This is a genomic window from Aliiglaciecola aliphaticivorans, from assembly GCF_054782055.1.
In genome coordinates this window covers 1-13,437 of sequence record NZ_BAAGTF010000024.1, presented here as the reverse complement: position 1 = coordinate 13,437, position 13,437 = coordinate 1, and the positions used below count along the sequence as shown (strand labels likewise).

Genomic DNA, 13,437 nt, shown 5'->3' with positions numbered 1-13,437 from the left:
CGCCATCTTTATTGTTTTTAATTAATGATTATTTTCCAATCTCTGAAAAAACGCTCAAACCTTGCCAATACATATATACATATATACATAACTTTATAATGAAATAACAATAAAGCTTACAAGTCGAAGTTACCCTATTACGTAATATTTATCGGTACAGACAAGGCAAGAAACTTGCGAACGAGAAACAACTAATGTTGTTGCTACATGCTCTCATTCATTTTTCAATTTGTTTTGCACAACAATAAAACAATTGAAACTATCCATTTGGTTTAAGGCTAATCTGGACTAAATGCCTTGGCATATTCGGTTAAAAATTGCCTAACAGAACGCGGCTCACGACCGAGCAAGATTTGTATTACTTGAGTCGTGTGCTGGGTACTACCATCCGCCAAACCTTTTAACTCTTCACATACCGCAGACACTCGCCATGCATCTGGAATGAATTTTTCTAGAATCCCTCGATAATCTGCCAATGGCTGATCAACGTAACTAATTTTGCGTCCAAGCACTTCAGTAAAGATATGCGCAATTTCTTCAAACGAGAGTAGTTCTGGCCCAGTCAAATCATAGCTTTTGTTTTCGTGACCATCTTCAGTGAGTACTTTGGCAACTACTTCAGCGACATCTCGGGCATCAGTGGCAGCAACTTTACCCAGCCCCATTGGAAATGTAAGCGCATCACGAGCTCGAATTGCCGGCGCACAGGTAAGTAACATTTGCGCAAAAAAAGTGGGGCGTATCATTACCCAATTTAAACCGCAGGACTTTAGATAGGCTTCCGAGGCAAGATGCATTTTTGGTATGGGTTTAGTGGTACCTTCCACAGATTCTAAAGAAGATTGCTTAACAAATAGCGAAACTTTAGCCTCTACCGCGGCATCAATAACATTCTTTTCCAAGGTTAATTGATCTTGACCATTTGGCAGTAATAAGAAGACTTTTGTCACCTTGTCCATAGCTTTATGGACAAGGTCTTTACTAGAAACATCGCCAATAATCACATCTACGCCCGCATCCCTGAGTGCCCTTGCTTTTTCTTCACTGCGAACAAGTGCCCGAACTGAACAGTTTTTGTCGAGTAAGTTTTTAACAACATTACTACCTGTTTTGCCAGTGGCGCCGATTACCAAAATCATATTTGAATCCATATATTTACAATTAATTCAGTCGCTCAAGTTTGATTAAGCGACGATTAGAATTATTAACTAAAAGTGCTCACAATAATTGCAGCTATGCGCTTTTATTCTGTGCCATTGCTTGAGCAATTTTTTCACGTAACTCGGGTACTAAAGTACTTCCAATTTTTGCCGCATCTGTATCCTGATCCGGTGCACGAAGTAAAAATCGAGTGACACCTAAGCGTCTGTATTCCATAAGGCTATCCGCAATTTGTTCTGCGCTGCCAACCAACACACTGTTATTACCGCGACCTTGGTAAGCTTTATTCAGGCCTGTCCATAAACAGCGGTCTAATCTATCGCCTTCTTTGGATTGGTCCATCATTCGCCGAAAAGCACCTGCCGCTGGCTTATCACCAATTTTTTCATGCTTGGCCAATATAGCGCCGTTACCATTAGCCACTTGAAGTTCGACTTTTTCATACAACATCTGCGCTTTAGCCCAAGCATCTTCTTCGGTATCTCCAACGATAATTACCATCGTCATCAGTACTTTTATTTCACGCCCATACTTTTCTGCGGCTGCATAGGCTTTGTTTGCTAACATTCCTGCACGTTCGAACGTATCGCCTCCTAGGGCGTAAACATCTGCCACTTTGCCACATAGATCGATGGCCAAATCAGATGTACCGGCCCAATAAACAGGAACCGCTCCACTAGCAGGTTTAACCATGGCGTAAGCACCACGGAATTTATAAAATTCGCCATCAAAATCGAAAGGTTCTGGTGAAGACCACATTTTGCGCATAACTTCTACGTACTCTGCTGCGATGTGGTAACGCTCTTCTTTAGTATTGAATAGTCCGTCTGCTTGTACTTCCCTATCATCTGCTCCTGCGATAATGTGGACGGCTGCTCTGCCACCACTTAACCTATCTAAGGTCGCTAGGTTGCGTGCCGCAGCGGTAGGGGGAATAACACCGGGTCGGTGGGCAAGTAGAAAGCCAAGTGAGGAGGTCACAGCGGATAGATATGCACCAATTGAAAAACTCTCTGGCATAACCGCGGCATTGGCAATGAGCACTCTGTCATATCCTGCACTTTCTTGTGATGTTGCAGACTTGCGTATATGTTCTGCATCGAAATCTAACTGAGAAGGCGGATCACCAACCCCACCAGGATGATGATTAACAAGACCGATAATTTCTAGGTCATCTGAAGTTCCAAAATTCATGGTAATTCCTGTGAATTAGTATCTTTTCGTTGATTTGATACTAGGCCTTATAAGATAGTTTTCCTAAATGAATTTACGCATACGCTATACACATTCTGTATAGCTAAATACGCAATTTTCTTAGCTTTTAAAACTGAGTAATTCAATAATATCTAGTATTTTCAAAAGGTTAAAAATTTAAAACAATTAAAATTAGCGTTTTGAGGGGTGTTTATCCAGTGTTCAACTGTGTCGATTTTCAGCCTGTTTTCGCAAAATAAATGTTATATAGACATAATATAAATACAAATTAAATTGCTTTTTTTAAAATTAGTTGAGGGCTGAAAAAAAGATTGGGAATTAGCAAAGAGAAGGCAAGTTGCCAAGGGTGTATTTGAAGCATCAACTCAGAATCAGGTTGAAAGGGAGTAAATAATAGGCTGTTTTGATCTGACCAGGGTAAAGTATGAAATGAATAAGATGCTGACAGTTAATTGATATTAACTGAAAGCATCAACCTAAATGGCTACTGCTTATTTTTTTTCACGAAAGCAGCGAAACCAGCAGCCATTTCATCCAATACTTTTTCTACATGAGGTTGTTTTTTAATTGCTTCCCACCAAGCTTTCACTCTGGGATATTGCATTAATATATCTGGTTGATCATAGGCAGGAGCTAGCGTGGTGGCATACCAAAGGTTAGTGGCTAACGCAAAATCACCAATATCATATGCATCCGACGTATGGATGGCCATCCAACGATCTAGCTTTTCCAGCTCAGTACAAAGAGGCTGTGTAAAGGTACTTTTGTCGGGGTGAGCATCTTTCTCCGCCATGTTTTTAAATAGCGGAAATAAAGATGGTCCAAAGTGAGAATTTGCAAAACTAACCGTTGCTCTCGTCATGGCTAGTTTTGAAGAAGACTTGGGACGGCATGGATTTTCAGGAAACTCGTCCTCTAAATACTCAGCGATAGCCGTTGCCTCAGGGATTAATTCAGTTTCAGAAATCTCAAGTATAGGCACCTTCCCCATAGGATAAGCGTCTTTAAACTCAGTTGTTTTTAACGGAATTTCTGGCGGCAATATGTCGATATTAAGTTGTTTGCTATAAATTTGCATTCGCACTCTAGCAGAATAAGGTGAGTGAGGTAGGCTATATAATTTCATATGTTGTTAGCTTCCTAGATGGTGAGAGGATTAAAACATTTTCGCTCAATTAGTTATTTGCGAAGTAATACATAAGTCTTTATCAACTTCCGTTGTTTCAACATCGGCTCATCTAACAAGCTTGATGTCAGAATACATAAACACGTCAGTTCCTAAACAGCTGAACTTTACATCACAATGATATAATATTATGCTAACATCTCTTTTAGAGCTAGTGGCAATTTGTTTATTATATCTTCCCACACATATCCCTTAGGGTGACAAAACAGCTTTGAGCATCAGAATTTCAACAATAATATTGATAATGGAAATTTCACCATGACCGCACATGAACTGCTTTTACTGATACATATTTTGCTGTTTTGTTATTGGCTAGGCGGTGACATTGGCGTGTTTTATTCCAGTAATATAGTGGTGGATGAAAAAGCCAGCCGCGAAGCGAGAATAGTCGCAGGTAAAATAATGGTTGCATGTGATTTAGTGCCTAAACTATGCATGACCTTAATGTTAACTACAGGTGGCTTGTTAACGACATTTTTTAATGTCGAACATCCAGTGTGGCAACTGGCAGCCATTGTGTTACTCGGACCTTTTTGGCTTGCCTTAGTCTTATTGCAACATTACAAACATCATGCTTCTTATATTAATCAACTAGTAAAATTTGATTTTATGTTTCGCTGCGCCTTGATAGTCATCGGTTTAATATCTGTCTCTTATGCCCTAATTAATGGCAACTTAATGGGTAATACTTGGATAGCGGCTAAACTTTGCATATTTTATTTGCTGGTATTTTGTGGGCTTATGATTCGGCTCGCATTAAAAGACTTCGGCCCAGCGTATTCTAACCTTATTCAGGATATACATACGGCCTACGACAACAAAGCGATGCTAAAAGCCATGAACAAGGCTAAACCATGGGTATATACCATTTGGGCCGGTTTGATTGGTGCAGCAGCAATAGGCATAGCAAAACCGCTGCTTTAATACAGCATATACCTACTATTTCACTTCACATCCTAAGCTAAATTTACCCAGCGAAAAAGTCGGATACTTCTCCCGACTCACCTCTTCTTTTCTAAAACACTATTTTGACTCGCTAAACTTGGGTTGCGAGTGTTGGGTTGAAAAGCGCAAATTACGGGGAGCTAGATTCTATTTTGTCAGCATGACAATTATCAAAGACGGAATTTAACATGGAGGGTACTCTGGCTATACCGTCAATTTCGAATCCAGAATATTTACGTACTGTTAAGAATTGAACTGATAACTAACACCTTGGCTAAGATTCCACAACAGGTCCTACTCTTACAGGTAATAGGTTAAAGCATGACAAATATACTTCAGACAAAAGATCAGCAAGACTCCCTTGCACCAACAATCAAAAATAAACTTTGTGAAATTGTTGGAGCCGCTCAGTGTTTAACGGGTACTGCAAGCGCCGCTTTTTACACCGATGTTTATCGTCAGCTTGAAGTTCCTGATGCAGTAGTTCGCCCTTCTACAGTTGAACAATTACAACAATTGGTCGCCTTTACCCATGAGCAAGGCATTCGTGTAACCATTAGAGGCGGGGGAGCATCCTATACTGACGGTTACTTGCCGCCAATAAAGGGTGTCGTAATCATAGATCTAAGCTTGTTGAACAAGATTGTAGAAATCAACGAGATGGATGGCTTTGTCACGGTAGAAGCCGGCGTCACTTGGGCTGCATTAAAAGAAGAACTGGGAAAACGTAATCTCAGAACCCCGTTTTGGGGGCCATTTTCGGGAATGAAAGCGACTGTCGGAGGCTCTGTATCACAAAACACCATCAGCCATGGCTCTGGCTTATATGGAATTTCAGCGCAATCTGTACAGTCCGTGGACATTGTTTTAGGAGATGGCTCCTTATTACAGACTGGCTCAGCAAGTACAGGTGCAAGTCCCTTTATGCGTCATTTTGGCCCTGATTTAACTGGGCTTTTTACCGGAGATTGTGGCGCGCTGGGAATAAAAGCTCGCATTACACTCCCGCTGATTAAGTGTCGTCCTGCCCACCGCGTTATTTCCTTTGCTTTTCCAGATTTTAATAGCATGCATGAATCCATGCGCCGAATTAGCTTAGAACGATTAGAAGATACCCACTTTGCTTTAGATGGCGCATTGTCTCAAGGGCAAATTGCGCGTCAGGATAGTGCGGGGCAAACCATGAAAATAGCCTTATCCATTCTGACGAGCTCTCCATCCTACTTAGCCGGCATTAAGCAACTAATTAAATCTGCATTTTCAGCTCGCAAAGTGATTAGCTCCTCACCTTACATGACTCACTATATTGTTGAAGGCACCCATGATGCTGAAGTAAAAAGTCGACTGCACCGCATCCGAGAGCTGACCTCTGATTTGGGTTCTGAAATACCCGCGACAGTTCCAGCCATAGTACGCGGTATGCCCTTCGCACCTTTTTTCAATACGTTAGGCCCAGCGGGTGAACGTTGGGTACCTTTACACGCTATTATTCCCCACTCGAAGGTCGCTAAATTTCATCAAGAGCTTGAGCAATTCTATGGGCAACGCTCAGCTGATATGCAACGCTTAGGTATTTGGCATGGCGGCATGTTTGCCACTGTCGCCTCTTCAGGTTTTTTATATGAAATAGCATTATATTGGCCAGACGAAATCACGGCTTATCATCGGAAGGTTGTACCCCAAGACTATCTAGCCAATTTACCGAAGCATCCAGCTAACCTAGAAGCAAGGGAGTATATCCAGCAATTAAAAGAGGACATTGTCGCGCTTTATATTAAACACGACGGCACCAACTTCCAGCTCGGCAAAGCTTATCCCTATGCATCAAGGGTCTCTCCGCAAACATTAAATCTGATAAAAAATATAAAACAAGTAACAGATCCGAAGAATAAACTTTCGCCTGGTACTTTAGGTATTTAATCAGTGTTTATATTCTAAAGAGTAAAAGATGATGACTAATACAAATTGCAAAATATCCCGCCAGTATGCATTAATTGGGGAACGACAAGTGCACTATCGGTATGCAGGTAATGGACCGCTAATTGTATTAATCCATCAATCTCCGAATAACAGCAAAGAGTTAATTCCGCTTATCGAATATTTAGCTCCAAACTTCACCGTAGTTGCACCAGACACACCGGGATACGGGCAGTCGGACCCACTATGCTATAAAGGTGAACAGCCGTCGATAGATAATTTTGTTGATGCCTTGGTGAACTTTTTTGAGGTCTTAAATTTGCACAAGCCGGTGTTATACGGCAGCCATACAGGTGCAATAATAGGCGTGCGTTTAGCCGCTCGCTATCCGCAAAAGCTCGCAGCCTTAGTGGCAAACGGTGTGCTTATAAACAGCGCCGATGAACGTAAAGATTTGTGCGACCACTACTTCCCTCCTTATGTCACGAAATGGGACGGTACACATTTAACCTCTTTATGGTCAAGACTACGGGATCAACACAGCTTTTTTCCTTGGTATGTACGTGCCTCAAAGAACATTAACTACTGGCCTGCTACAGATACAGAAATAGACGCTAACTTGCTGAATTATTTAGAAGCCGGTAACGATTACCGGTTGGCTTATAGGGCAGCTGTAGATTATGCCATTGTTGATGATTTAGTGAGACTATCGATTCCCAGTTTATTATTAGCCGCTAAGGCAGATACCTTATCTCGCTATGTTGAACATTATCCCCCTTTACCAAATGGTGTTGTCACCCAAATTGTCCCTGATTTCAATGATATTCCCGAGGCAATGGCAAATTATGCGCAACAACAACATTTCCCAACATCTGGAGCGTTTAACTGCCAACCGCTACTAAAAACTATTGGTCTCAGTAAACGCTTTCTAGCTACCCCAAATGGAGTTTTTCATATACTGCTAAACCATTGCAGCCCCCAAAATGCCAATCCCACCCCCTTGTTGGTATTACATGAAATTGGTTTTAATAATGAAACCTTGCATAACTTATTAATGACAATGGCCGAACATAGAAAGGTAATAGCGCCAGATTTACCCGGGCATGGTGAAAGTGATTGGCCAGACGTCACTAGCCCCGCTGATATGGCAGTAGCGCTTGCTGAACTGATCACCACAATGAACATAGAGCAAATTGATGTTCTTGCCATTGCTAACGCCAGTGCATGCGCGTTAGCGCTTAAAACGCAGTTTCCAGAATTAATAGATAAAGTCACTTTTTGTAACCCACAATGCGTCGATTCAGCTTCACCTATTGCTATCAAAATACCTGATTTAAATGTGGATTCAGCCGGATCTCATTTAACCCGAGCGTGGCACTATTTGCGCGATCGTCGCTTATATTATCCTTGGTATAAACGAACTCAAGACAGTCAAATTCAGCATGCTCAAATACCCGATGCGAATACTTTACAAGTCGAATTATTAGGCTTACTAAAAGCTCGCAAATGTATAGAAACTTGTCTAAAACTCGCTTCTCAATTCAATGCCGAAGATTATATTCACTGTCCAGATTCCCAGGTTGCTTTTACCAACACCGCTCCTTGTCGAATACTATTTTGTGATTATATTCCACTTGCAGATGAAATGTATCGTTGGCCACAACTGTTAAAAGCTGAGTAGCGGGAGAGACTACCCACAGAGTAAATCCATACATAAGAACAGACCACGAATTAGATAGCCTCAGGCTCTTCTAATTCGATGAGTTCGTACCAATTTTCAATTTTCTGCCACTTCATTTTTAGAAAAATATAATCACCTTCTTTAACCCAAACGTATGCGGGGGGCCAATCGGGTTGCCAGCGCAAAGCGTATTTTCGCGCATCAAAGGTACCAGCAGTAACAGTGAGTTCTTCATTGCCTAAATAAGCCACTTCAATGGTTACTGGCGTCGCAATTAATCCTTGATCACCATTTTCAGATATAGAATTGGTTAAGCCTTGAACAGGTACATATTCGCCGGGCATAGACGTATCTACCTGTGTCGTGACTAAAGCATCTCCTTGTAAAGGATGTAAGCCTAAATAGGTGTAGGCCGGTTGATTATCAAATTTTTGCGAAACTCGACCTAACCCACCAATTTCACTTTCAACAACCACATTATCTTTATGGAAAGAGAACCAGTTAGCCGCAACAACCTTCCCTGCCGAAGTTAGGCGACAGAACCCATCAATGGGTAGCCAATATTGATTAAGAGACATTGTGACATCTCGCAATAGTGCTAGGTCATCCATTTCGCAAAATGCGCGAAATGAATAACCATGAGCATGACGAACAAGATTAAAACGCTCTTGCCCTAACAGAACCTTATCAGCACTCCAATAGGCTATACGTCCACTTATATATTTTTGTAACGCGGGCTTGAGGTCAGTTTGCATCATTTAAAAATCTATCTCTGGTGAATCCAAATTTTGAAACTCAGGGCTTCGCTCAACCAAATTAAGTAAAGTACCATCGGCATCTCTAATGCATATTTCACGCTGAGATATATGTCCCATTTCAAGCAGTTCAGGCTCGGGCACCCAAGCCGCTCCTAGCGCCTTCAATTTTGGTAAAACATCATCCAAAGAAGACACGTAAAAAACCAATGCGACCTCACCAATGCGTGCTGCCCCAGTCGCGATTTGAAGCTGTTCAGCCTGATGCTCCTTTGATAATTGGAACAGACCAAGCATGCCGAAATTCGGGCCTGCAACTTTGAGAATATTGATTGGATAAGGATGATGCTGCTCGAAGCCCAATACTGCACTGGCGGAAGGATGGTCAAGTTCACCTTGATAATAACGTTCAGACAAGCCTAAAGCTCGGTAGAACTGAGTCGCGATTTGCAAGTCACGAACAAAGATGCTCGCACGTATTAACGCAGAAACATTGGGGTTTGGCATAAACGAATATCTCGTAAAACTGGATACTCACACTCTACGACAATTGTGCAAAAGGTCTCCATGATATTAATCAATCCCTGTATACAATTTACTTGCCGGTAAATCTGTCTCACACGTCCAATTTTCCCAGTGACCAGTATTATTTCTCTAACAAATACACAATTGAACAAAATCGATGATTAAAAAACAGAGTACCTTAAATCAAAAATGATAAGCTTACCCATGACATTTATCATAGTGAATAGAAATTGTTCGTTATAAATTAGTCCTATGTTGAAACTTTCACTCCGTGTTTAAAGCATATTCAACTTTGAATGACTGGCAAACTCCTTGTGATTGGACGCGACTTTCCTGACCTCATCGACATGGAAACTAGCAAACAAGACTAATTTGAGCGGATGAGTAGGTAACGATGCAAAACATGATTAAAAGTACGATCAAAAATATTAATATTTTAGCTGCCACAGAACAATTTTTGGAACAACCTCACAAATTATTAATTGATGGAAAATGGGTTGATGGTATTGAAGGTAAAACCATTGAAACCAGAGATCCAGCCACCAATAAAGTTATCGCTCAAGTTTCCATTGGTGGCAAAAAGGACATTGACGAGGCGGTGATTGCTGCACGCAACGCGCTTGAAGGTCCTTGGTCTAAATTAACTAATTTTGAACGTGCTAAGTTGCTTTCACGAATAGCAAGATTGGTTGAATCCAACACTGATTTGTTGACTGAAATTGAAGTGTTAGACAATGGGATGCCAACCAATATTGCGCGACTAACGATTCATAATATAGCAGAGATGTTTGACTATTACGGCGCAGCCGCACAACGGATTGAAGGTACAACGACGCCTCCTCCGCGGCATATAACCGACCATGCAGAGGCCCTTACCTATACGTTGCGAGAACCAATAGGTGTTGCCGGATTAATTGTACCTTGGAATGTACCAGCGTTTACTGCCGTACTAAAACTTGCTCCAGCACTTGCTGCCGGTTGTACCGTGGTAATGAAACCATCAGAAGAAACCCCTTTGTCCGCATTATTAATTGGTCAGCTTTGTTTAGAGGCGGGGATCCCAGCAGGTGTAGTAAACATTGTAAATGGTTATGGCAGCGAAGTGGGGGCAGCTATTTCCCATCATACCGATGTGGATACGGTTTCTTTTACTGGTTCCACGAAAATCGGTCGAGAAGTGATCAATGCAGCTACAAGCAACCTGAAGAAAGTGTCCCTTGAACTGGGAGGCAAATCCCCTGTGGTAATCATGCCTGATGCAGATCTCGAACTGGCGACTAAAGGCATAGCAATGGCGACATTTTTCCTGCAAGGTCAAAATCGCAAGGCCGGAACTCGTATCTTCATTCATGACTCTGTTCATGATGAATTAATCGAACGAGTTAAGTTATTCACGGAGCAATTGGTAATAGGGCACGGTATCAATCCAGCGACAACCTTGGGTCCACTTATTTCTGAAAAGCAGTGTGATCAGGTGATGAAATATATTGAAGCGGGTTTAAATGAAGGGGCAACGCTGCTTGCCGGAGGAAAAAGACTCGAAGGCGATGGACACTTTGTGGAACCAACAATTTTCATCGATTGCAGACCCGATATGAGCATAGTACAAGACGAAATATTCGGCCCGGTCATGACTGTTCAACGTTTTTCCACTCTGGACTTAGACGAGATTGCTCGATTGGCAAATGACACTATTTACGGCTTATCAGGTAGCGTCTGGACACAAAACCTATCTACTGCCCATTCACTAGTTGCGCGCATACGAGCAGGTCATGTTTCAATTAATTGTCATGGCGCAGTCGGTACAAATATTCCTTCAGGTGGTTATGGACAATCAGGATGGGGACGTGAATTTGGTCAAGAGGGTCTAGATGCGTTTTTAGAAACTAAGGCAGTTACCGCCCAACTGGGTAAATATTAATTAACCTAGGCATCAACTTTACAAGTTTGACCTATTTTCACAAAGATTGAATGGTTTATTGCTACAACTTTTAACAAGGAATCTTAGGAAAAAAGGAGTTTAGATATAGTCAAAAATAAGTTCTACATGGTGATGTGGCTTATTTGCTTGTCAAATAATAGAGAGACTCAACAATGGTGCAATTAAGTAGTCCGTACAAGAGTATTAGTTTTGGAGACGACTGTTTATTATTCAAGCAAATGAGCAAGTGCGAGTTGGATCGTTTATCTAAAAGCGCAAGGTTGAGAGTGCTTACCAAACAACAGTATCTTTTTACCCAGCATGCTCCTTCTGACAGATTATATAATATTGTCTCTGGTGTTGGCATTATGGAAAAGGTATCCGAAAATGGACGTCGCCAAATATTTACATTTGTTTATCCTGGCGATTTGATTGGATTATCTAACACTGAGAAATATAGTTATGGGGTGAAGAGTCTTAGCAATTTAACTGTTTATGAATTCAAACGCCAAAACCTGTTAGCACTCGCAGAAGAACTCCCTACCTTAGGTGCGAATTTAAGAGAAATCCGTTCTGACGTCACGACACACACCTTCGAACATGTCTACCTTTTGGGCCAACTAAAAGCATACGAGCGTGTTTGCTTTATGTTAATTCAATTGCTTAATCGTCTGCCTGGAGCCAAACCTGATAAAATAGATTTGCCCATGACACGTACAGATATAGCCGATTATTTAGGACTTACAGTAGAAACGGTGAGTCGTACATTTAGCCAACTTAAACGGGATGGACTGATTTCAATCACGTCAAATAATACAATTAGTATTCTCAACCTTGAATCAATAGAAGACTTAGCGAGTACAGCGTAATTTCCCCTTCTTATAAACTCAACTAAATTGCCCTCCTTTCCATCGTTGACGATATTTTTTTAGACCCTTTGATTTGTATACTAAAACGAATCAATTGAATCCTGAAGTTACCCTATTATTAGAGATCATTCATTGCGCAACTCGAACACATTTTCACCTAAACAAATCAACCACAGTGATGCAGGTGCGATATTGGCAGCCAGATTAAATATGCTGGCACATAGTTGTTTTGTGTAGGTTTTGCAGGTAGATAACAGATTGAATTCAGCGATTACTCTATTTATGATGTTCGCTAACTCAACATTGCTTATTAACCTAATACATCCTAACGTTCATGAAACCTAAAAAACCTACGATAATGGGAATGGCTGAATTCTCGCCTTCTGCGAGATGCCCCAATTGCCAATTGATTATGTATCTAGGAAATAGGTGCCCTCATTGTAATCATCTGTTAAACCATGTTGAGCAACAAGCCCAAAGAAACTTTTGGATAAAAGCACGAAACAATGGATATAAGAAAGGAATCGTCTTTTTCGGGTTATTTTTCTTAGTTTTTTATCTTATATTCAGTGCCTAGCCTAACTGCAATTAACAAATTCAGTTTACGACAGTTTTTTTGGGGGATTTGCATCAACTCAACCGCTTAAAACTTGTTCATTAATAACTTGTTACAGATAGTTACACCCTTAACTCATTGTAAATATTGAAGTTAATAAATAATCAATGCACTTTTTGATATTTGTTAAGGAACTGGAATATTTCTCCTTCTAATCTACTGTTACCGAAATAGGCATATCGTTGTTCCGATTAAGAATGAGCTCAATAGCATAGAATTAACTCGGAATAGGTCATGTATCAACGTAAAAATAGTAGAAAGAGAGAATAAAATGAATCCCCAAAATAAAGATACTGAAAATTCTGACCGCAGAAACTTCCTGGTTAATTCTAGTAAATTATTAATCGGTGGCGGAGTCGCAGCGTCAGGCACTTTGGCATTAGCTGGTTGTGCAACGGAAAGTAGTACATCAGCATCCAAAGCGACAGAAGTCTTGCGTTACAATGACCCAGAGTGGAACCGTGATGCCATGGCTCGTTTACAAGGCGATCTTGATTTCGGTAAGCAAAAATTTGGTTACTTGTCAACGGTATTCCAAAACTGACCCACTAAACTGCTAAATTCGGTAAAGTAAAATTGACCCACCCTTAGCGGTTTTAGTTTAATTAGTCTCTGTGATTACAGGAACGATCCCTGCTGTTTTCTT

11 protein-coding genes are annotated in these 13,437 nt (G+C 41.0%); 6 read left to right on the top strand and 5 right to left on the bottom strand.

Features of this window, described 5'->3' with window-relative positions; translation table 11 throughout:
• Positions 1-278: 278 nt before the first annotated feature.
• The 3 genes from ACYVIL_RS13330 to ACYVIL_RS13320 all read right to left on the bottom strand — a co-directional run bounded on the left by ACYVIL_RS13330 (position 279) and on the right by ACYVIL_RS13320 (position 3,502).
• Entirely contained in the window at positions 279-1,139 is an 861-nt protein-coding gene (locus ACYVIL_RS13330; protein WP_303473108.1) for an SDR family oxidoreductase, read from the bottom strand.
• A gap of 94 nt (positions 1,140-1,233) precedes the next feature.
• Positions 1,234-2,355: an LLM class flavin-dependent oxidoreductase gene (locus tag ACYVIL_RS13325; protein WP_303473106.1), complete on the bottom strand. Its 1,122-nt coding sequence runs from the start codon at positions 2,353-2,355 to the stop codon at positions 1,234-1,236.
• A 505-nt stretch (positions 2,356-2,860) separates the two neighbouring features.
• Complete coding sequence (locus tag ACYVIL_RS13320; RefSeq protein ID WP_303473103.1) at positions 2,861-3,502, bottom strand: glutathione S-transferase family protein; 642 nt, start codon at positions 3,500-3,502, stop codon at positions 2,861-2,863.
• 318 nt (positions 3,503-3,820) lie between these two features.
• Between ACYVIL_RS13320 and ACYVIL_RS13315 the strand changes: the two genes are divergently transcribed.
• The 3 genes from ACYVIL_RS13315 (at position 3,821) to ACYVIL_RS13305 (ending at position 8,105) form a co-directional block, all read left to right on the top strand.
• The gene (locus tag ACYVIL_RS13315; protein ID WP_303473101.1) at positions 3,821-4,486 is read left to right on the top strand and encodes a hypothetical protein; all 666 of its coding nucleotides are present in this window, start codon (positions 3,821-3,823) and stop codon (positions 4,484-4,486) included.
• Positions 4,487-4,828: 342 nt separating this feature from the next.
• Complete coding sequence (locus ACYVIL_RS13310; protein WP_460312757.1) at positions 4,829-6,427, top strand: FAD-binding oxidoreductase; 1,599 nt, start codon at positions 4,829-4,831, stop codon at positions 6,425-6,427.
• Positions 6,428-6,455: 28 nt separating this feature from the next.
• Positions 6,456-8,105 (top strand): alpha/beta hydrolase, encoded by a 1,650-nt coding sequence (locus ACYVIL_RS13305; protein ID WP_460312756.1) that lies wholly within the window; start codon positions 6,456-6,458, stop codon positions 8,103-8,105.
• 50 nt (positions 8,106-8,155) lie between these two features.
• On the opposite strand, the gene ACYVIL_RS13300 is transcribed toward ACYVIL_RS13305, so the two are convergent.
• Together ACYVIL_RS13300 and ACYVIL_RS13295 are read right to left on the bottom strand one after the other, a co-directional pair.
• Positions 8,156-8,863: a hypothetical protein gene (locus ACYVIL_RS13300; protein WP_460312755.1), complete on the bottom strand. Its 708-nt coding sequence runs from the start codon at positions 8,861-8,863 to the stop codon at positions 8,156-8,158.
• A complete protein-coding gene (locus ACYVIL_RS13295) occupies positions 8,864-9,367 on the bottom strand; it encodes a VOC family protein (RefSeq protein WP_460312754.1) in 504 nt (167 codons plus the stop codon).
• Positions 9,368-9,788: 421 nt separating this feature from the next.
• Between ACYVIL_RS13295 and ACYVIL_RS13290 the strand changes: the two genes are divergently transcribed.
• The 3 genes from ACYVIL_RS13290 (at position 9,789) to ACYVIL_RS13280 (ending at position 13,335) form a co-directional block, all read left to right on the top strand.
• Positions 9,789-11,306, top strand: coding sequence for an aldehyde dehydrogenase family protein (locus ACYVIL_RS13290; RefSeq protein WP_460312753.1), 1,518 nt, complete (start codon positions 9,789-9,791; stop codon positions 11,304-11,306).
• 173 nt (positions 11,307-11,479) lie between these two features.
• Complete coding sequence (locus tag ACYVIL_RS13285) at positions 11,480-12,175, top strand: Crp/Fnr family transcriptional regulator (protein ID WP_303473088.1); 696 nt, start codon at positions 11,480-11,482, stop codon at positions 12,173-12,175.
• A gap of 887 nt (positions 12,176-13,062) precedes the next feature.
• Positions 13,063-13,335, top strand: coding sequence for a hypothetical protein (locus ACYVIL_RS13280; protein WP_460312752.1), 273 nt, complete (start codon positions 13,063-13,065; stop codon positions 13,333-13,335).
• Positions 13,336-13,437: the final 102 nt, after the last annotated feature.